Source organism: Streptomyces sp. NPDC001515 (genome assembly GCF_053597115.1).
On record NZ_JBSFHN010000035.1, the window covers coordinates 13,367 to 32,627 of the forward strand.

14 protein-coding genes and 1 pseudogene are annotated in these 19,261 nt (G+C 71.8%); 5 read left to right on the plus strand and 10 right to left on the minus strand.

The annotated features are described in order from the left end of the window. Window positions 1-42: 42 nt before the first annotated feature. The 8 genes from ACWCXC_RS29860 to ACWCXC_RS29895 all read right to left on the minus strand — a co-directional run bounded on the left by ACWCXC_RS29860 (window position 43) and on the right by ACWCXC_RS29895 (window position 12,701). On the minus strand, window positions 43-3,777 hold the full coding sequence (locus ACWCXC_RS29860) for a ThuA domain-containing protein (protein WP_450891063.1): 3,735 nt from the start codon (window positions 3,775-3,777) through the stop codon (window positions 43-45). A 376-nt stretch (window positions 3,778-4,153) separates the two neighbouring features. Then, a complete protein-coding gene (locus ACWCXC_RS29865) occupies window positions 4,154-5,158 on the minus strand; it encodes a sugar phosphate isomerase/epimerase family protein (protein ID WP_450682959.1) in 1,005 nt (334 codons plus the stop codon). A gap of 12 nt (window positions 5,159-5,170) precedes the next feature. After that, window positions 5,171-6,409, minus strand: coding sequence for a Gfo/Idh/MocA family protein (locus tag ACWCXC_RS29870; RefSeq protein ID WP_450682960.1), 1,239 nt, complete (start codon window positions 6,407-6,409; stop codon window positions 5,171-5,173). 68 nt (window positions 6,410-6,477) lie between these two features. After that, window positions 6,478-7,518 carry a substrate-binding domain-containing protein gene (locus ACWCXC_RS29875; protein WP_450682961.1) on the minus strand — a complete coding sequence of 347 codons (1,041 nt, stop codon included), beginning with the start codon at window positions 7,516-7,518 and terminating at the stop codon, window positions 6,478-6,480. Window positions 7,519-7,589: 71 nt separating this feature from the next. Then, window positions 7,590-8,639, minus strand: coding sequence for an ABC transporter permease (locus tag ACWCXC_RS29880; protein ID WP_450682962.1), 1,050 nt, complete (start codon window positions 8,637-8,639; stop codon window positions 7,590-7,592). Then, on the minus strand, window positions 8,636-10,162 hold the full coding sequence (locus tag ACWCXC_RS29885) for a sugar ABC transporter ATP-binding protein (RefSeq protein WP_450891064.1): 1,527 nt from the start codon (window positions 10,160-10,162) through the stop codon (window positions 8,636-8,638). Before ACWCXC_RS29885 ends, ACWCXC_RS29880 begins: the two co-directional genes overlap by 4 nt. Before the next feature lie 226 nt (window positions 10,163-10,388). Beyond that, window positions 10,389-11,570 carry an ROK family protein gene (locus tag ACWCXC_RS29890; RefSeq protein WP_450682964.1) on the minus strand — a complete coding sequence of 394 codons (1,182 nt, stop codon included), beginning with the start codon at window positions 11,568-11,570 and terminating at the stop codon, window positions 10,389-10,391. 177 nt (window positions 11,571-11,747) lie between these two features. Further along, window positions 11,748-12,701, minus strand: a complete 954-nt coding sequence (locus ACWCXC_RS29895) for a beta-ketoacyl-ACP synthase III (RefSeq protein WP_450891065.1) — start codon at window positions 12,699-12,701, stop codon at window positions 11,748-11,750. 248 nt (window positions 12,702-12,949) lie between these two features. Between ACWCXC_RS29895 and fdhD the strand changes: the two genes are divergently transcribed. Then, window positions 12,950-13,798, plus strand: a complete 849-nt coding sequence (gene fdhD / locus ACWCXC_RS29900; RefSeq protein WP_450682966.1) for a formate dehydrogenase accessory sulfurtransferase FdhD — start codon at window positions 12,950-12,952, stop codon at window positions 13,796-13,798. 24 nt (window positions 13,799-13,822) lie between these two features. On the opposite strand, the gene ACWCXC_RS29905 is transcribed toward fdhD, so the two are convergent. Next, window positions 13,823-14,851, minus strand: a complete 1,029-nt coding sequence (locus tag ACWCXC_RS29905; RefSeq protein WP_450891066.1) for a bile acid:sodium symporter family protein — start codon at window positions 14,849-14,851, stop codon at window positions 13,823-13,825. Window positions 14,852-14,965: 114 nt separating this feature from the next. On the opposite strand from ACWCXC_RS29905, the gene ACWCXC_RS29910 reads away from it, so the two are divergent. After that, on the plus strand, window positions 14,966-15,850 hold the full coding sequence (locus tag ACWCXC_RS29910; RefSeq protein WP_450682968.1) for a LysR family transcriptional regulator: 885 nt from the start codon (window positions 14,966-14,968) through the stop codon (window positions 15,848-15,850). A 194-nt stretch (window positions 15,851-16,044) separates the two neighbouring features. Here ACWCXC_RS29910 and ACWCXC_RS29915 read toward each other — a convergent pair whose 3' ends face one another. Continuing rightward, window positions 16,045-16,647, minus strand: a complete 603-nt coding sequence (locus ACWCXC_RS29915) for a DUF4383 domain-containing protein (protein WP_450891067.1) — start codon at window positions 16,645-16,647, stop codon at window positions 16,045-16,047. Window positions 16,648-16,768: 121 nt separating this feature from the next. On the opposite strand from ACWCXC_RS29915, the gene ACWCXC_RS29920 reads away from it, so the two are divergent. From ACWCXC_RS29920 to ACWCXC_RS29930, 3 genes and pseudogenes are all read left to right on the plus strand, one after another. Continuing rightward, the gene (locus ACWCXC_RS29920) at window positions 16,769-16,990 is read left to right on the plus strand and encodes a hypothetical protein (protein WP_450891068.1); all 222 of its coding nucleotides are present in this window, start codon (window positions 16,769-16,771) and stop codon (window positions 16,988-16,990) included. A gap of 192 nt (window positions 16,991-17,182) precedes the next feature. Further along, a pseudogene (locus tag ACWCXC_RS29925) lies at window positions 17,183-17,414 on the plus strand (DUF2867 domain-containing protein); the annotation flags it as partial. A 290-nt stretch (window positions 17,415-17,704) separates the two neighbouring features. Continuing rightward, complete coding sequence (locus tag ACWCXC_RS29930) at window positions 17,705-19,201, plus strand: cryptochrome/photolyase family protein (protein WP_450891069.1); 1,497 nt, start codon at window positions 17,705-17,707, stop codon at window positions 19,199-19,201. Window positions 19,202-19,261 lie beyond the last annotated feature (60 nt).

Sequence of the window (19,261 nt, forward strand, 5' to 3'; positions counted from 1 at the left end):
GGGCGGGCGGGACGGGTCGTTCCGCCCGCCCCCGGTCCGGGCCTACGCCTGGGGCAGTTCCTTCAGCTGGATGTCGCGGAAGGACACGTGGTCGTTCGCCCCGTGGTTCTGGAGGCCGATGTAGCCGTTCCTGAGGCTGCGGGCCGGGTCGGTGTTGGTGAAGTCGTTGATCTTCACCCCGTTGAGGAAGATCTGGAGCCGTTCGCCCTGGACCTTGATCTCGTAGCTGTTCCACTGGCCCGGCGGGCGGAGCACCTGGTCGCGGGCCTTGATGTTCGCGGCCTTGAAGGTGTAGACGGAGCCGGTGGTGCGGTCGGCGGCGTCGGTGGCGTCGATCTGCACCTCGTAGCCGTTGTTCACCGCGGACCAGGGGTCGTCCGACTCCGGGAAGCCGACGAAGACGCCGGAGTTGGAGTCGCCCTCCAGCTTCCAGTCGAGCTTCAGGGAGTAGGCGCCCAGTTCCTTGGCCTGGTAGGTCAGCAGGCCCATGCCGCCCTCGGAGCGCAGCTCACCGTCGACGACGTCGAACTTTCCGGGTCCGGCCTGCTTCCAGCCTTCGAGGGTCTCGCCGTTGAAGATCGAACGGTAGCCGGTGGCGGGCTTGCAGTCGGCCTTGACCTGGCCGGCCGCGTACCGCAGACCGCCGAGGAGCAGTCCCCGGAAGTCGGCTTCGGCGTAGGACTCCTTGGTGTGGCCGAGACCGGTGTAGAAGGAGCGTCCGCCCTGGTAGGTCTGGCACCAGGTGATGGGGTGGTCGCCCTTCATGGTGCCGCCGGTGTAGGTGGTCTCGTCGAGGGTGGCGAGGACCTTCACCTTGTCGCGCGGGTTGGTGCGGTAGTTGTACAGCTCGTCGGTGCGCTGCCAGGAGTCGCCCAGGTGGGCGGTGGCCGGGTGCTTGTGGTCCTCGACGCGGACCGTGACGGGCTGGATGGCGGGGTGGCCGGAGAAGTACGCGCCGACGAGTCCGCCGTAGAACGACCAGTCGTACTCGGTGTCGGCCGCGGCATGGACGCCCATGTAGCCGCCACCGCCGGCGATGTAGTTCTCGAATGCCTTCTGCTGGTCGGCGTTGAGGACGTCACCGGTGGTCGACATGAAGACGACGGCGTCGTAGCGGGCCAGGTTGGCCGTGGTGAACTGGCCGGCCTCCTCGGTGGCGTCGACCGTGATGTTGCTGTCCTTGCCCAGCTCCTTCAGTGCGGCGATGCCTTCGGGGATCGCGTCGTGGCGGAAGCCGGCGGTCTTGGAGAAGACCAGGACGCGCTTGGCGGTCTTGTCCGGCGGAGTGTTCGAGAGCTCGAAGGAGTCGATGTCGAAGAGCGCTCCGTCGCCGCCCTTGAAGACCAGGAAGAGCTCGGTGGCCTTCTTCGGAACGCCGCGCAGCGGGACGTCGATGTCCTGGAACGTCTCCCAGCTCCCCGTCACCGGGACCGGCGCCGAGCCGAGGATCTTCCCGGTCGCGGAGCCGGAGCGGACCTCCAGGAACCCTCCCGCGCCGCCGGACGAGATCCGGGCGGTGAGCTTGGTGGAGTCACCGAGGATGTACGGCTTGAAGGAGATCCAGTCGTCGTTGTCGATGTCACCGACCGTCTTTCCGCCCTCGGCGTTCGCCTTGTCGTACGTCTTGATGCCGTACGAGTCGGAGAAGTGCTCGGCCTGCCGGTGGCGGGGCTGGAGCTGCGCCTGGTCATGGCCGCTCAGCGCGGGCTGGCCGCCGCCGCCGTTGTCGGTGTAGGCGGCGTTGATGACGCCGAAGATGTTGGCGTTGGGGTCGTGGCCGCCGTCCATCTTCGTGGTGAGGGTGCCGGTGCAGCCGTGCGCCGAGGTGATCGGGTGGCCGTGGCTGTCGTGTCCGAGCACGAAGCTGACCTCGACCTTGGAGCAGTCGATGGTGCCGTCCTCGGGATCGGTGACGGTGACCTTGAACGGGATCTCGTCGCCGAAGGTGAACAGCTGGCCGTCGCCCGGGAGTTCCAGCTTGACGACCGGGGCCGTGTTGCCGACGGTGACGTGGACGCTGGCCGAGCCGGTCCGCCCGGTGGGGTCCTTCGCCGTGACGGTCGCGGTGTAGGTGCCGTTCTTCTTGTACGTGTACGTGGGGTTCGCGGCGGTCGAGGTGCCTCCGTCGCCGAAGTCCCAGGCGTACGTGAGCGCGTCGCCGTCGGCGTCCGTGGTGCCGGCCGAGGAGAACCGCACCTTGAGCGGCGCGGTACCCGAGGTCTTGTTCGCGGCGGCCTCGGCGATCGGGGAGCGTCCCCCGGTGGCGTTCTCGATGCGGTACAGGGCTGAGTTCTCGTCGCCGCCGAACCAGGAGAGGCCGTAGTCCAGGACGTACAGCGCCCCGTCCGGGCCGAAGGCCATGTCCATGATCTGGGTGCCCGACCACGGGACGTCGTTGATCGACTGGACCTTCCCGTCGGCGTCCTGCTCGATGCGCTTGATCCACCGGCGGCCGAACTCACCGGCGAAGAAGTCGCCGTCGTAGGCCTCGGGGAACTTCACGGGCGAGTCGAGGTCCGGGTCGTAGTGGTAGACCGGTCCGCCCATGGGCGATTCGGAGCCGGTCCCGAACTCGGGGACGGAGCCGCCGTCGTACGGGATCCACGCCTCCTGGGCGGGCGGCAGGTCGACGAGGCCGGTGTTGTGCGGCGAGGTGTTCTTCGGGGCCGCGCAGTCGAAGGCGGCGCCGGAGGTCTTCGTCGCGAAGTCGTAGTCGATGTAGGCGTCGTTGGCACCGGTGCAGAACGGCCAGCCGAAGTTCCCGGCCTTGGTCACCCGGGCGAACTCGACCTGCCCGGCCGGGCCGCGCTTGGGGTCGGCCGCTCCGGCGTCGGGGCCGTAGTCACCGACGTAGACGATGCCGGTCGGCTTGTCGACGGAGAAGCGGAACGGGTTGCGGAAGCCCATCGCGTAGATCTCGGGACGGGTCTTGTCCGTGCCCGGCGCGAAGAGGTTGCCTTCCGGAATGGTGTACGAGCCGTCCTCGGCGACCTTGATGCGGAGGATCTTGCCGCGCAGGTCGTTGGTGTTGCCGGCCGAGCGGCGGGCGTCGAACGCCGGGTTGCGGTCCGGGCGCTCGTCGATCGGCGTGTAGCCGTCCGACGCGAAGGGGTTGGAGTCGTCGCCGGTCGACAGGTACAGGTTGCCGTCGGCGTCGAAGTCGATGTCACCGCCGACGTGGCAGCAGATGCCGCGCGACGTCTTGACGTCGAGGACCTTCTTCTCGCTGCCGAGGTCCAGGGTGCCGTCCTCGTTGAGGACGAAGCGGGAGAGGCGGTTGACGCCGTCGAACTTCGCGAAGTCGGCGGCGGTGCCGGTCTCCGGGGCGTCGCCGGCGGGCGTGTCCAGCGGGGGCGCGTAGTAGAGGTAGATCGCCCGGTTCTCACTGAAGTGCGGGTCGACCCCGATGCCCTGGAGGCCCTCCTCGTCGTGGGAGTAGACGGGGACGACGCCGGAGATCCTGGTGTTGCCCGCGCTGTCGGTGATGCGCAGCTCGCCGCTGCGGGAGGTGTGCAGCACGCTGCGGTCGGGCAGCACGGCCAGCGACATCGGTTCGCCGGTCTCGGCCGCGCCCTTGGCGAGCGTGACCTGCTGGAAGTCCTCGGCGGCCGGTGCCGGGGCGGGCTCCTCGTGGGCCGCCGCCGGGGAGACGGTGGCGCTCAGGCTGAGGGTGGCGGCGGCGAGCAGGCCACCGGTGAACAGCGCGAGGGACTTGCGGACGCGGAGCCGGATGCGGCTGCCGGCTCGGGAGCCGGTCGCGGTTCTGGATCTGTGCACGAGTGTGTCCTCCGGAAGGTGCCGGTTGTACGGGCGGGTGCTGCCGTGCCGTTCCGCGCGGGGACTGCCGCGCAGGTCACCGGGGCCCCTGGGGCTCCGGTGACGGGAGAGTTACTTCATGTACACGTCTTGGACGGTAGACCTGTTCGTCCGGGACGGAAAGCCCTTGTGCAGAGCCTTGTCGAACTTCTTCCCTGGCCAGGACAAAGGAGGGTGCGGGCAGGGCGGACCGGCACGGCGGCGCGGTGCGGTGCCGCCGTGCGCGGTGGCCCCGGAACGGGCCGGGGGCGGCGTCGGGGGCGGTGCCCCCGACGCGGTCGGTCGGATCAGGAAGCGTCGGTCGGAGCCGGAAGCGGTCGGTCGTTGCCCGAAGCGGTCAGTCGTTGCCGCCGAAGGCCGCGTCGAAGGACGCGCTCGGCGGGTCGAAGTCGAACCTCTTCAGCGAGGCCAGCGCCTCCGGCGCCCCCGCCAGCCGGTCCATCCCGGCGTCCTCCCACTCGACGGACACCGGCCCGTCGTAGCCGATGGACCGCAGCATCCGGAAGACGTCCTCCCAGGGCACGTCCCCGTGCCCGGCCGAGACGAAGTCCCAGCCCCGGCGCGGATCGCCCCAGGGCAGGTGCGAGCCCAGCCGCCCGTTGCGCCCGTCCAGGCGCTTGCGGGCCTCCTTGCAGTCCACGTGGTAGATCCGGTCCCGGAAGTCGTACAGGAAGCCCACCGGGTCCAGGTCCTGCCAGACGAAGTGGCTGGGGTCGAAGTTCAGCCCGAAGGCGGGCCGGTGGTCCACCGCCTCCAGGGCGCGGTGCGTGGTCCAGTAGTCGTACGCGATCTCGCTGGGGTGCACCTCGTGGGCGAACCGCACGCCCTCGGCGTCGAACACGTCGAGGATCGGGTTCCAGCGCTCCGCGAAGTCCTCGTAGCCCCGTTCGATCATGTGCGGCGGGACCGGCGGGAACATGGCGACCAGATGCCAGATCGAGGAGCCGGTGAAGCCGATGACGGTGTCCACGCCGAACGCGGCTGCCGCCCGCGCGGTGTTCTTGATCTCCTCGGCAGCGCGCCGGCGCACCCCCTCCGGCTCCCCGTCCCCCCAGATCCTGGCGGGCAGGATCCCCTGGTGGCGTTCGTCGATGGGGCTGTCGCAGACGGCCTGGCCGACCAGGTGGTTGGAGACCGCCCAGCACTTCAGGCCGTACTTGTCGAGCAGTTGGTGGCGGCCCTCCAGGTAGCCGGGGTCGGCCAGGGCCTTGTCGACCTCGAAGTGGTCGCCCCAGCAAGCCAGTTCGAGACCGTCGTAGCCGAAGTCGCGGGCGTGGCGGCAGACCTCCTCCAGCGGCAGGTCGGCCCACTGGCCGGTGAAGAGGGTGAAGGGACGGGGCATGCGCGGAACCTCCTAGGACGCTACGGGGGTGAGGACGGAGTTCTTGGCGGCGCTCTCCTCGACCGCCGCCAGCACCCGCTGCACCTGGAGCCCGTCGGCGAACGACGGGACGGGGGCGGTGCCTTCGGCGATGGTGCGCACCACGTCGCGGGCCTGGTGGATGAAGGTGTGCTCGTAGCCCAGCGCGTGCCCCGGCGGCCACCACGCCTCCAGATAGGGGTGCTCGGGCTCGGTGACCAGGATGCGGCGGAAGCCGGCCGTGGTGGCGGGCTCGGTGTGGTCGTGGAAGGACAGCTCGTTGAGGCGTTCCAGGTCGAAGGCGAGCGAGCCCAGCTCCCCGTTGATCTCCAGCCGCAGCGCGTTCTTGCGGCCGGCCGCCATCCGGGTCGCCTCGAAGGAGGCCAGCGCGCCGGAGGCGAGGCGGCCGGTGAACAGCGCGGCGTCGTCCACCGTCACCGCCCCGTACTCCCCCTCGGCGGCCACCCCGCCGAGTCCGCCCGAGGGCCCGGCGAGCAGCGGCCGTTCCCGGACGAAGGTCTCGCTCAGCGCCGAGACGGCCACCAGCGGTTCGCCGGCCAGATACTGGGCGAGGTCCACGATGTGCGCGCCGAGGTCGCCGAGCGCGCCGGACCCGGCCCGGTCCTTGCGCAGCCGCCAGGTGAGCGGCGAGGCCGGGTCGACCAGCCAGTCCTGGAGGTAGGTGGCCCGGACGTGGCGCAGGGTGCCGAGCCGGCCCGAGGCGATGAGCCGGCGGGCGTAGGCCGTCGCGGGGACCCTGCGGTAGTTGAAGCCGGACATCGCGACCTGGCCGCGGGCGGCGGCGCGCCGGGCCGCCTCGGTCATGGCCTCCGCCTCCGCGACCGTGTTGGCCAGCGGCTTCTCGCACAGCACGTGCTTGCCGGCCTCCAGGGCCGCGATGGCGATCTCGGCGTGGCTGTCGCCCGGGGTGCAGATGTCCACGAGCTGGACGTCGTCCCTGGCGATCAGGGCGCGCCAGTCGGTCTCCGCCGCCGCCCAGCCGTGCCGGTCGGCCGCGGCCTGGACGGCGGTGCGGTCGCGGCCGCAGATCGCGGCGAGCGCCGGTCTCATGGGCAGTTCGAAGACGTGGCCCGCGGTGCGCCACCCCTGTGAGTGGGCGGCTCCCATGAACGCGTATCCGACCATGCCGACGCCGAGCGTGGGTGTGCTCGCCGTCGGCCGGTGCGTCGGCGGCGCGGCCGACTCCTGCTCTGTGTCTTCCCTACGGGCCATCCGGGCTTCCTCCTCGTCGGTGGTTCAGTGGGTGCGGCCGGGGGGGCTCACCCCCCTCGGTCGGCCGTCTAGTTGAAGCCCGTGGGCAGGTACTGGTCGATGTTCTGCTTGGTGACGACCGCGGAGTACAGGGTGAGGTTGGTCGGGATCTCCATCTCGGCGAGTCCGGCCACCCCCTTGGCCTGGCCGAGCGCGCGGGCCAGGTCGATGGCCGAGGCGGCCATGGTCGGCGGGTAGAGCACGGTGGCCTTGAGCACGCTGTTGTCGGCCTTGATGGCGTCCATGGCGGATTTGGCCCCGGCGCCGCCGACCATCAGGAACTCGTCGCGTCCGGCCTGCTGGATGGCGCGCAGCGCGCCCACGCCCTGGTCGTCGTCGTGGTTCCACAGCGCGTCGAACTGCTTCTGCGCCTGCAGCAGTTGGGCCATCTTGGCCTGGCCGGACTCGACGGTGAAGTCGGCGGCCTGACGGGCCACCAGCTTGATGTTGGGGTAGTTCTTCAGCGCGTCCGCGAAGCCCTGGCTGCGCTGTTTGGTCAGTTCCAGGTTGTCGATGCCGGCCAGCTCGACGACCTTGGCGTTCGCCTTGCCCTTGAGCTGTTCCCCGATGTACGTGCCGGCGTTGAGCCCCATGCCGTAGTTGTCGCCGCCGACCCAGCAGCGGTAGGCCTGCGGGGAGGCGAAGACGCGGTCCAGGTTGATCACGGGGATGCCGGCCCGCATGGCTTCCAGGCCGACCTGGGTGAGGGCCTTGCCGTCGGCCGGCAGGATCACCAGGACGTCGACCTTCTTGTTGATGAGCGTCTTGACCTGGCCGATCTGGGCGGCGGTGTCGTTGGAGCCCTCGGTTGTCTCCAGGGTCACCTCGGAGTACTTCTTCGCCCGGGACCTGGCGTTCTCGTTGATGGCGTTGAGCCAGCCGTGGTCGGCCTGGGGGCCGGCGAAGCCGATGGTGACGGGCTTGCCGGGCTTGTCGTCGGCGGCCGGGGCGTTGCTCTGGACGGCGGTGTCCTTCTCCTTGGGGTCGTTGCTGGTGCAGGCGGTGAGCAGGGCGCCCGCGGAGACGGCGGCGGAGCCGAAGAGAAGTCGTCTGCGGCTGGTTTCTGGCATGGCTGTCAAACCCTTCATCCGGGAGTGCGGCGTGGGAGGGGGTGCGAACGGGTGCGGGAGGAGCCGGGCCGTCAGGTCCCCGCGCGGGCCGAGGTGCGGCCCTGGACGAGGACGGCGGCGACGATGATCGCTCCCTTGGCGATCTGCTGGACGTCGCTCTGCAGATTGTTGAGCGCGAAGATGTTGGTGATGGTGGTGAAGACGAGGACGCCGAGCACGGAGCCGACGATGGTGCCCCGGCCGCCGCTGAGCAGGGTGCCGCCGATGATCACGGCGGCGATGGCGTCGAGTTCGTACAGGTTGCCGTTGGTGTTCTGGCCCGAGCCGGACAGGATGACCAGCATGAACGCGGCGATGCCGCAGCAGAGTCCGGAGAGCAGGTAGAGGTAGAGCCGTTGGCGGCGGACGTCGATGCCGGCCAGCCGGGCGGCCTCGGCGTTGCCGCCGACGGCGACCGTGCGGCGGCCGAAGGTGGTGCGGTTGAGCACCAGCCAGCCGACGACGGTGACGGCGGCGAACATCAGGACCAGTGGCGGGACGCCGAGGACGTAGGCGTCGGGCAGGCCCAGGTCGAGGACCGATTTCACGGTGACGATCTGGGTCTTGCCGTCGGTGATCTGGAGGGCCAGACCGCGGGCCGAGGCGAGCATCGCCAGGGTGGCGATGAAGGGGACGACCCGGCCGTACGCGATGAGCACCCCGTTGACGAGACCGGCGCCGAGGCCGACCAGGACGGCGGTGAACAGGATGCCCGCGAAGCCGTAGTCCTGGGTGGCGACCGTCGTCGCCCAGACGGAGGCCAGCGCGACCATGGCGCCGACGGACAGGTCGATGCCGCCGCTGGTGATGACGAAGGTCATGCCGACGGTGACGACGCCGATGACGGAGGACTGGGTCAGGATGAGCTGGAGGTTCCCGGTGTCCAGGAAGGCGTCGGGCTCGGTGATGCCGCCGACCAGGACGAGCACGGCGAGGACGCCGAGCAGGGAGAGGCTGTGGACGTCCGCGCGCAGCCGGAGGGTGCGCGCGGATCCGTCCTTCTTCGGGGACGTGGGGGCCGGGACGGGCGCTGCGCCCTTGTCCGGCCCGCTGTGCCGCGCCGATGAGACGGGCTGCGTCATGACGTCGGGCTCCCTTCCATCACGAGGTCGAGTACGCGGTGCTCGTCGAGGTCCCCGGCGGCGGCCTCGTGGACGACGCGGCCCTCCCGCAGGACGAGCACCCGGTCGGCGAGGCCCAGGACTTCGGGCACTTCGCTGGAGACGAGCAGAACGGCGAGGCCTTCGTCGGCCAGCCGGCGGATCACGGCGTAGAGCTCGGCGCGGGCGCCGACGTCCACGCCGCGGGTCGGTTCGTCGAGCAGCAGCACCCGGCAGCCGCGCAGCAGCCAGCGGGCCAGGACGGCCTTCTGCTGGTTGCCGCCGGAGAGGGTGCGGACGGCGGTGTCGGGGTTGTCGGGGCGCAGGGAGAGTTCCCGGGTGGCGGCGCGGGCCGCCTCGCGCTCGGCCCGCCGGTCGATCCAGCCCGCCCGGGAGAAGCGGGACAGGGTGGACACGGAGACGTTGCGGGTGACGGACTCCAGCATCAGCAGGGCCTGGGCCTTGCGTTCCTCGGGGGCGAGGCCGATCCCGGCGGCCACGGCGGCGCGGACGCTGCCCGGCCGCAGCGGGCGGCCCGCGACGGTGACCCGGCCGGCGGAGGGCCGCCGGGCCCCGTAGACGGTCTCCAGGATCTCGGAGCGCCCGGAGCCGACGAGGCCGGCGAGGCCGACGATCTCGCCGGGGCGCAGTTCCAGGTCGACGGGGGCGAACTCGCCCTTCCTGGTGAGCCCTTCGACGGTGAGGACGGGCGCGGGGCGTTCGGCCGGGGCGGGGCGCGCGGGGCGCGGCGGGAAGACGTACTCGACGTTGCGGCCGGTCATCAGGGCCACGATGTCCTTGGTCGGGGTGGACTCGGCGGGCAGGCCGACCGCGACGGCCCGGCCGTCCTTGAGGACGGTGACCCGGTCGCCGATCCGGCGGATCTCCTCCAGGCGGTGGGAGATGTAGACGACGGCTACGCCGTCGGCGGTGAGGGAGTCGACGATCCGGAAGAGGTTGTCGACCTCGTCGGGGTCGAGGGCGGCGGAGGGTTCGTCCATCACGATGAGCCGGACGTCGTGGGAGAGGGCGCGGGCCATCGAGACGATCTGCTGCTGGGCGGCGGGGAGTTCGCCGACCGGGCGGGCGGGGTCGATCTCGGGGTGGCCGAGCCGTTTCAGCAGGGCGGCGGCCGCGTGCCGGCCCTCGCGGGTGCGGACGACGAATCCGGCGCTGGTGTGCTCGTGGCCGAGGAAGACGTTCTCGGCGACGGACAGCCCTTCGACCAGGTCGAGTTCCTGGTAGATGGTGGCGATGCCGAGCCGCATCGCGGTGATGGGCGACTTCAGCACGGCGGGGGCGCCGCGCCAGGTGATCTCGCCGTCGTCGGGCTGGTGGGCCCCGGCGAGCACCTTGATCAGGGTGGACTTGCCGGCGCCGTTCTGGCCGAGGAGGCAGTGGACTTCGCCGGCCTGGACCTCCAGGTCCACGCCGTCGAGGGCGCGCACGCCGGGGAAGGACTTGGTGATGCCGGACATGGTGAGCAGGGGTGGTTCTGGAGCCATGACGAATCCCCTCGGCGGATGGGGTCTCCTCTGCGGGGTGGTGCCGGACGCAGGGAGGGGCCGGTGAGCGGGCAGGGCGCGGTGCGGTCCCGGGTGGGGTGCCGCCCGGGGCGGGCGTGACGGGCCGTGCGGGTACGGGAGGTGTCGTGCGGGTACGGCGGAGGAACCGGGCGGGTGGTGCGGCCGGGCGCGGTGGTGTGGGGCGGGAGGGGGCGGGGGGAACGGATCAGGCGGGTGAGAAGAGGTGGTCGCTGATGAGCCTGGCCGCGCCGATGACTCCGGCGGCGGGTCCGAGCTCGCCCAGCACGATCGGGAGGTTGCCGGTGGCCAGCGGCAGGGACTGCCGGTAGACCTGGGTCCGGACGCTGGCCAGCAGCGTGTGGCCCAGTCCGGTCACCCCGCCGCCGATCACCACCAGACCGGGGTTGAAGAAGCTGACGAGGCCGGCGATGACCTGGCCGACCCGGTTGCCGCCTTCGCGGATCAGGTCGAGGGAGGTCGGGTCGCCGGCGGCCGCGGCGGCGGCGACGTCGGCGGCGGTCAGCCGTCCGGACGCCTCCAGGCGGGCCGCGAGTTCCGCGGACCGGCCGGTGCGTGCCGCGTCCTCGGCGTCGCGGGCCAGGGCCGCGCCGCTGAAGTGTGCTTCCAGGCAGCCCCGGTTGCCGCAGGCGCAGGAGCGGCCCTCGGGTTCGACCTGGATGTGGCCGATGTCGCCGGCGCTGCCCGTCGTGCCCCGGTGGACCTCACCGCCGACGACGATGCCGCAGCCGATGCCGGTGCCGATCTTGACGCAGAGGAAGTCGCCGGCGGAACGGGCGACGCCCGCGTGCTGCTCCCCCATGGCCATCAGGTTCACGTCGTTGTCGACCATGACGGGGCAGCCCAGTTCCTGGCTGAGCGCCTCGCGGACCGGGAAGCCGTCCCAGCCGGGCATGATCGGCGGGGCGACGGGGATGCCCTCGGGGAAGCGGACCGGTCCCGGTACGCCGATCCCCGCGCCGTCGAAGCCCTCGGCGAGGCCGGAGGCCCGGAGCTTGGCCGCCATCGACAGCACCTGCTCGAAGACGGCGACGGGTCCTTCGCGTACGTCCATGGGGTGGTTGAGGTGGCCCAGGACCTCCAGCTCCGCGTTGGTGACCGCCACGTCGACGGAGGTGGCGCCGATGTCGACGCCGAGGAAGCGCAGTTGGGGGGCGAGCCGGATGTTGTGGGAGCGTCGCCCGCCGCGGGATGCGGCGAGTCCGTCGGCCACCACCAGGCCGGTCTCCAGGAGCCGGTCCACCTCGACCGCGAGCTTGGACCGGGAGAGGTCGACCTGGTCCCCGAGCTGTGCCCGGGAGTTGGGCCCGCCGTCGCGCAACAGCCGCAGCAGTCGCGCCTGATGGGCGTTCGCGGGTCGTGCCGTCATCCGTCTCACGCGCCTCTCCCCGCCACATCGGCCTGTCCGTCGGGCTTTGGAGGGGAACGTAGCAGCGGTTGCCGGGGCTGGGAAGAAGTTGCGCAGGAATCCATCCCAACTTTCTCCACCCTGAAGACAAAGAAGGTGCCGCGCCCTGCCGGCGCGGCACCCCCTCTCCCCCGCGCGTCAGGGGCAGCGGATGACCTGTCCCGCGTAGCTGAGGTTCCCGCCGAAGCCGAAAAGCAGCACCGGAGCGCCGGACGCGACCTCGCCGCGCTCGACCAGCTTGGACAGGGCCATGGGGATCGAGGCGGCGGACGTGTTGCCGGAATCCACCACATCGCGGGCGATCACGGCATTCACGGCACCGATCTTCCGGGCCACGGGCTCGATGATCCGCAGATTGGCCTGGTGGAGCACGACGGCGGCCAGTTCCTCGGGAGTGATCCCCGCCCTCTCGCACACCTGGCGGGCGATGGGCGGCAGCTGGGTGGTGGCCCAGCGGTAGACGGACTGGCCCTCCTGCGCGAAGCGCGGCGGCGTCCCCTCGATGCGGACCGCGTCGCCCATGCCCGGCACCGAGCCCCACAGCACCGGTCCGATGCCGGGCGGACCGCCGTGCGCCCCGGAGTCGGCGACGACGACGGCCGCCCCCGCCCCGTCGCCCATCAGGACGCAGGTGGAGCGGTCGGTCCAGTCGACGATGTCGCCCATCTTGTCGGCGCCGATCACCAGGGCGCGGGTGGCGGCGCCGGCCCGCAGGGTGTGGTCGGCGGTGGCCAGGGCGTGGGTGAAGCCCGAGCAGACCACGTTGATGTCCATCACGGCGGGCGCGGTCATGCCGAGGCGGGCGGCGACCCGGGCCGACATGCTCGGGGAGCGGTCGATGGCGGTCGAGGTGGCGACCAGGACCAGATCGATGTCCGCCGGCTGGAGGCCCGCGGCGGCCAGCGCCTTGGCCGCGGCGTGGGCGGCCAGTTCGTCGACGGGCTCGTCGGGACCCCCGAGGTGCCGGGTCCTGATGCCTACCCGGCTGGTGATCCACTCGTCGCTGGTGTCGACCATGGCCGCCAGATCGTGGTTGGTGAGCACCTTGGCGGGCTGATGGTGGCCGAGCGCCACGACACGTGAGCCGGTCATATTTGCGGTTCCCCTCGCTCCATTCGGCAGGAACCATCCAGTCTTGGTCGCTACCGTCCGGTACAGGGGTACGTGATCCCACAGGATTCGCGCCCGCGCCTTGGAGGCTTGGCAACAGCCGCTCCCGTGCGGCGCGCGCACCTGCCGCACCGCGCGGGCGGTCGTGCGGGACAATGGGAACGCCGAGGTCACCTCGGCCGCACGGGCCGCGCGGGCCTCCGCCACGTACAGAATCGGGTCTGACTGCCATGGGACGGGTCACCGAGCGCCGCCGCACCCTCCGCATCCGGGACGGGGCGGTCACCACCCGTCCGGACACGCTGGTGGCCGAGGAGCCCCTGGAGATCCGGCTGAACGGCCGGCCGCTCGCCATCACCATGCGCACCCCCGGCGACGACTTCGCGCTGGCGGCCGGATTCCTGGTGAGCGAGGGCGTGATCGGCGCGGGCTCCGAGGTCCGGTCGATCGTGTACTGCGCCGGGGCGACGGAGGACGGGGTGAACACGTACAACGTGGTGGACGTGCGGCTCGCGCCCGGCGTCCCGGTCCCCGACATCACCCTGGAGCGCAACGTCTACACGACGTCCTCCTGCGGGCTCTGCGGCCGGGCGAGCCTGGACGCGGTGCGCACCACGACCCGGCATCCGGTCGCCGACGCTCCCCCGGTGCGGGTGACGCCCGCGCTGCTGGCCGGGCTGCCCGACCGGCTGCGGGCCGCGCAGCGGGTGTTCGAGACGACCGGCGGGCTGCACGCGGCGGCGCTGTTCACCGAGGCGGGCGAGCTGGTCGACGTCCGGGAGGACGTGGGCCGGCACAACGCGGTGGACAAGCTGGTCGGCCGGGCCCTGACGGAGGACCGGCTGCCGCTGTCCCGGTCGGTGCTGCTGGTGTCGGGCCGGGCCTCGTTCGAGCTGGCGCAGAAGGCGGTGATGGCGGGCATCCCGGTGCTCGCGGCCGTCTCGGCGCCCTCGTCGCTGGCCGTCGATCTGGCGGCCGAGGCCGGTCTGACCCTGGTCGGCTTCCTGCGCGGCGCGTCCATGAACGTGTACGCGGGCGAGCACCGGATCGCCGTGGAGGAACCGGCCGCCCGCGGCTGAGCACGCCCGCCCCGCACCCGCGCCTCAGCCCACGGCGGCGGTCCCGCGCACCGGGGCGGCGCCCCGCTCCGGCGGCCCCTGCGGGTCCCGGGCGCGCCGCCTGGCGATCACCGCGCACACCATGAGCTGCATCTGGTGGAAGAGCATCAGGGGCAGGACGGCGAGGCTCGCCTGCGCGCCGAACAGCACACTGGCCATGGGCAGACCGGAGGCGAGGCTCTTCTTGGAGCCGGCGAACTGGATCGCGACGCGGTCCTCGCGCCCGAAGCCGAGCCGTTTCGCCCCGTACCAGCTCACCGCGAGCATCAGCGCGAGCAGCACCGCCTCGGCGGCCAGCAGCGCGCCGAGCCGGGCCGGGGTGACCTGGTGCCAGATGCCCGCGACCATGCCCTCGCTGAACGCCGTGTAGACGACCAGGAGGATCGATCCCCGGTCGACGAGGCCCAAAACCTTCCTGTGGCGGGCGAGGAAGCCGCCGAGCCGGCGGCGCAGCAGGTGTCCCGCGACGAACGGCAGCAGCAGTTGCACGCCGATCCGCAGCAGCGCGTCGGCCGAGAAGCCGCCGCCGCTGTTGCCGAGGAGCGCCGCCGCGAGCAGCGGGGTGAGGAAGATCCCGGCGATCGAGGAGAAGGAGCCGGCGCAGATCGCGGCGGGCACGTTGCCCCGGGCGATCGAGGTGAAGGCGATGGAGGACTGGATCGTCGAGGGGACCAGGCAGAGGAAGAGGAATCCGCTCTGCAGCTGCGGTGTCAGCACGTACGGCACCAGCCCCCGGCTCGCCAGGCCGAGCAGCGGGAAGACGAGGAAGGTGCAGGCGAGCACGGTGAGGTGGAGCCGCCAGTGGCGGAGCCCGTCCAGCGCCTCGGCGGTGGACAGCCGCGCGCCGTAGAGGAAGAACAGCAGGGCGACCGCCCCCGTGGAGGCGCCGCCGGCCACCTCGGCCGCCGTGCCGGAGGCGGGCAGGAGGGCCGCGAGGACGACGGTGCCCAGCAGCGCCAGGATGTACGGGTCGACCGGTATCCGGAGCGGGGACAGCGGGATGCGGCGGCTCATGTGTACGAGTTCTCTCGGTCGGGTGTGTGGTCTCCCATCCTGCTCAAGGACCCCGGCATCGGGAATCCCGTACACCGCGCTCACTGTCATCACGGTTCGCGATAATGTGGGCGCATGTATGACCCGGGGCAGTTGCGCACCTTTCTCGCCGTCGCCCAGACGCTGAGCTTCACCGCGGCCGCCCGCCGGCTGGGGGTGCGGCAGTCGACGGTCAGCCAGCATGTGCGGCGGCTGGAGGACGCGTCCGGGCGGCAGTTGTTCGCCCGGGACACGCACCGGGTCGAGCTGACCGTGGACGGCGAGGCGATGCTCGGCTTCGCGCGCACGATCCTGGAGGCGCACGAACGGGCCGCCGCCTTCTTCGCCGGCACCCGGCCTCGCGGACGGCTGCGGTTCGGCGCGTCGGAGGATTTCGTGCAGACCCGGCTGCCGGAGATCCTCCGCTCCTTCCGCCATGAGCATCCCGAGGTGGACCTGGAGCTGACGGTGGAGCTGTCGGGGACGCTGCACCGGCGGCTGGAGGCGGGCCGGCTGGATCTGGTGCTGGCCAAGCGCCGGAGCGGGGACACGCACGGGGAGCTGGTGCGCCGGGACGCGCTGGTGTGGATCGGCTCGCCGGGGCTGCGGATCGATCCGGAGCGCCCGGTGCCCCTGGTCCTCTACCCGCCGCCGGGCATCACCCGGGCCCGTGCGCTGGAGGTGCTGGAGCGGGCGGGGCGCTCCTGGCGGGTGGCGTGCACGAGCGGCAGCCTCAGCGGGCTGACCGCCGCCGCCCACGCGGGGCTCGGGGTGATGGCGCACAGCCGGGGGCTGATCCCGCCGGGGCTGGTGCCGCTGCCGCCCGGGTCGGGGCTGCCGGATCTCGGTGACGTGGACTTCGTTCTGCTGCACGGCCGGCGACGGGGTGGTGCCCAGCGGGCGGCGGACGTGCTGGCCGGGGCGATCCTGGCGGGCGGCGACCGGCTGGTGCGGCCGGGCGGCGGGGAGGTAGGGCTCTAGCACTCGAGCCGGACTTTACTGTCCGACCTGCGGGTTTCCCTGGGTGGCGGGAGTGTGGTGGGCCTTCGGTCGTACGGGGCCGCCGGTGGCGGGTCCGACAGCTGACCGACCGTTGGCGGGAGCATCACGCGCGTCAACGCGGCCACGTTCTGCGGCCCGCTCCGGGCACTTCGGCCCCGGCCAGGGACGGGCCGTCAGCGCATCCCGTTCCTGGGAGGACGCCGGGCGGGTGATCGTGGCGCCCTCTCACCCTCGGGGCCCTGTCCTGCGGGCAGAGCGCGCCCGCTCCGTTCCGCGTCCGGCCGGGCGGCGGCCGCCTCTCGTTCCCGAGCCGCCTGCTCGGGATGGCGACGCTGCCAGTAGGGGTTGTCGTGCGACAGCTTGCTGGACACCCGGCCGTACATGCCGAACGTGGCGATGACCAGTCCCGCGACGAAGCTGAAGATCACGTTCGTCATCGCGAAGTCGAGGACGTTGGCGCGACGGTCCAGTACGAAGACGTGGAAGAACCCGCTCAGGACGAAGAGCGCGCCGATCGTCATGTTGAGGACCGAGGCGAAGTTGCCGCCGATGGCCGCGCCGACGAGCAGCGCGAGACCGACGACGGCGGAGATCACACTGAGCGCGACGTTGGTGGTCATGCCGGCGATCGTGTCGCCCGCGGTGTCGAACGGGCTCAGCGCGTCGGCGAAGCCGAGACATGCGAAGACCAGCAGGACCAGCCCGCAGAAGCCCGCGCCGTAGCGGTAGACGGTGGCCAGATGGTGATCGACGGGCAATTCGTCTTTTAGCCTCATGTCCGTTGATTCCGCGTATGCGCTCGCTTCGGATGCACCACCTCCGGCGACAGGGCCCCAAGCCGGTACCGAGGCGTGCACCAGCCGCGGGCCTTGCGTGCGAAGGGGCCGGCCGGCGCGCATGCCCCGGTTGGCGGTCCTGGAGACGGGGCGGCAGGCGGTTCTGCCGGAGAGTGGGAGGACGGCTGCCGAGGTGATCGGGCTGCGGGCGGACGTGTGCGCATCCGTGCCGTCGCGCGGTGCCCTGATCGAGATCTCGGCGGAACCGGGCGGATCCCGGTTCCTGGTCACGGCCGCGGGCCACCCCGCCGCGACGGGCGCGGTCACGCCGTGGAGCACGTGATCGGACGTCCCCGCACGGTGCAACTGAACGGACCGGAAGGAAAGAGCCGTGACGCCGAACGGACAGCCGGACCAGGACCGACTTCTCTGTCCGGTGACCGGCGCCTGCGGGTACATCGGCCGACGCCCCGTGCCGGAGTTGCTGGAGGCCGGTCACCGGGTGCGATGTCCGGCCCGCACCCCGGCCGGACCAGAGAGGGACGCGGGAAACCGTACCCGCGATCGGCAGCGTGCTCTGTTCCATCCGCGTGGGCTGCTCGGCCACGCCTCCTGGTGGTCCGTGTCCCCCCTTCCATGCCGATGTCCTCGGCGGCATGGCGCGCAACATCGGTCAGGCCGCCGCCAAGGGCCCGACCACCCGCAGGAGTGATGACCGATCGCGGCGCATCCGGCGTCGAGGCAGCCCGCGAAGTGTGAAGCACTGAGCCTTCGTCCACGCACCACTCACACACCACTTGCGCCAGGAGTGACGTCATGACCGTCGCGGTCGTCCTGCTCACCTCGGACCTGCGTCCGCACGATCACCCGCCTCCGCCCGCCGCACTCGAGGCGGCGGACGGGGTGGAGGCGTTCGTCCGCCAGGTGTGCCGGCGGGTCTTCCACCACCAGGGACGGACGCACCGCCGGACACGGTTGCCGGCGGCGAGTGGCCTGACCACGACGCCGTACGTCGACCGGCGGGGTACGCCCGCGACCGGGACTGAGGGGGCGCGTCATGCACTGGCTCTTCGGTGACCAACTGGGTCCGCACTTCCTCGCTCCGGGCGAAGGGGGACCCGGACCGGAAACCCCGTTGCTCATGATCGAGGCGCGCTCCGTCTTCCGGCGGCGCCGATTCCACCGGGCCAAGGCCCACTTGGTGCTGTCCGCGATGCGCCACCGCGCGGCCGAACTGGGCGACCGCGTCACGTACGTGCGTGCCGACACCTACCGGCAGGGCCTGGAACGGGCGGCGCGCGGGCGTCCGGTCGGCGTCCACCACCCCACCTCGCACGCGGCCGTGCGCCTGGTCCGCACCCTGCCCGGAGTGACGGTGGGCCCCGCCCGCGGCTTCCTCGTGCCGATGGCCGACTTCGCGGCGTGGGCCGACGGCCGCGGCGGCAAGCGCCTGCGGCAGGAGGACTTCTACCGCTGGGTGCGCCGCGGGCACGACCTGCTGATGGACGGCGAGCAGCCCGCGGCAGGACGGTGGAACCTCGATCAGGACAACCGGGAACCCCCGCCCCGCGAGGCGGCCTCCCTCCAGGTCGGCCGCCCGTACCGGCCGCGCGAGGACGACATCGACGAAGAGGTCCGCCACGACCTCGACCGCTGGGAACGCGACGGGGACGTCTCCTTCGTCGGACGGGACGGTCCCCGCCTGTTCCCCGCCACCCGGGCTGAGGCACGACGGGCGCTGCGGCGTTTCGTCGAACACCGGCTCGCCACGTTCGGGCCCTACGAGGACGCCATGCTCGCCGCCGACCCCACCATGAGCCACAGCCTCCTCTCGTCCTCCCTGAACCTCGGCCTGCTCGACCCGGCCGAGTGCGTCGAACGGGCGGAACGTGCCTGGCGCGAGGGTCTGGCGCCGCTGAACAGCGTGGAGGGCTTCGTGCGGCAGATCGCCGGCTGGCGCGAGTACGTCTGGCAGGTGTACTGGTACTTCGGCGAGGACTACCGACGCTCCAACGCGCTTCGGCACACCGCGCCGCTGCCGGACTGGTGGAGCGCCCTGGACGCGGACGCCGTGCGGGCGAACTGCCTGCGTACGGTCTTGGCCCAGGTTCGGGACACGGGGTGGACACACCACATTCCCCGGCTGATGGTGCTCGGCAGTCACGCGCTCCAGCGGGGCTGGGACCCCGCCGCCGTCACGGACTGGTTCCACCGCTGCTTCGTGGACGGCTACGACTGGGTCATGCTCCCCAACGTCGTCGGCATGTCCCAGTACGCCGACGGCGGCCGGATGACCACCAAGCCCTACACGTCGGGAGGCGCCTACGTGAACCGCATGAGCGACCTCTGCGGCCCGTGCGTCTACCGGCCCGGCGACCGCACCGGCGAGCGCGCGTGCCCGTACACGGCCGGCTACTGGGCGTTTCTCGACCGGCACCGGGAACTGCTGGCCGGCAATCAGCGCGTCGCCCGACCCGTACGCCAGTTGGACCGGCTCCCCGACCTTCCGGAGGTACGCGAACAGGAGCGTGCGCGGGGTGACACACCGCCTTGACGCTCTCACCGTTGCGCCGACGGGGTGAAGTCGGACCGGACCCGGCGACGGAGCGGGCAG

Bases quoted from the DNA above. Each gene is read 5' to 3' on its own strand.
- ACWCXC_RS29920 (WP_450891068.1), top strand. From the start codon at position 16,769: ATGCCCCGGTTGGCGGTCCTGGAGACGGGGCGGCAGGCGGTTCTGCCG.
- ACWCXC_RS29910 (WP_450682968.1), top strand. From the start codon at position 14,966: ATGTATGACCCGGGGCAGTTGCGCACCTTTCTCGCCGTCGCCCAGACG.
- ACWCXC_RS29885 (WP_450891064.1), bottom strand. From the start codon at position 10,162: ATGGCTCCAGAACCACCCCTGCTCACCATGTCCGGCATCACCAAGTCC.
- ACWCXC_RS29880 (WP_450682962.1), bottom strand. From the start codon at position 8,639: ATGACGCAGCCCGTCTCATCGGCGCGGCACAGCGGGCCGGACAAGGGC.
- ACWCXC_RS29930 (WP_450891069.1), top strand. From the start codon at position 17,705: ATGCACTGGCTCTTCGGTGACCAACTGGGTCCGCACTTCCTCGCTCCG.
- ACWCXC_RS29895 (WP_450891065.1), bottom strand. From the start codon at position 12,701: ATGACCGGCTCACGTGTCGTGGCGCTCGGCCACCATCAGCCCGCCAAG.
- fdhD (WP_450682966.1), top strand. From the start codon at position 12,950: ATGGGACGGGTCACCGAGCGCCGCCGCACCCTCCGCATCCGGGACGGG.
- ACWCXC_RS29905 (WP_450891066.1), bottom strand. From the start codon at position 14,851: ATGAGCCGCCGCATCCCGCTGTCCCCGCTCCGGATACCGGTCGACCCG.
- ACWCXC_RS29870 (WP_450682960.1), bottom strand. From the start codon at position 6,409: ATGGCCCGTAGGGAAGACACAGAGCAGGAGTCGGCCGCGCCGCCGACG.
- ACWCXC_RS29875 (WP_450682961.1), bottom strand. From the start codon at position 7,518: ATGCCAGAAACCAGCCGCAGACGACTTCTCTTCGGCTCCGCCGCCGTC.
- ACWCXC_RS29915 (WP_450891067.1), bottom strand. From the start codon at position 16,647: ATGAGGCTAAAAGACGAATTGCCCGTCGATCACCATCTGGCCACCGTC.
- ACWCXC_RS29890 (WP_450682964.1), bottom strand. From the start codon at position 11,570: ATGACGGCACGACCCGCGAACGCCCATCAGGCGCGACTGCTGCGGCTG.
- ACWCXC_RS29865 (WP_450682959.1), bottom strand. From the start codon at position 5,158: ATGCCCCGTCCCTTCACCCTCTTCACCGGCCAGTGGGCCGACCTGCCG.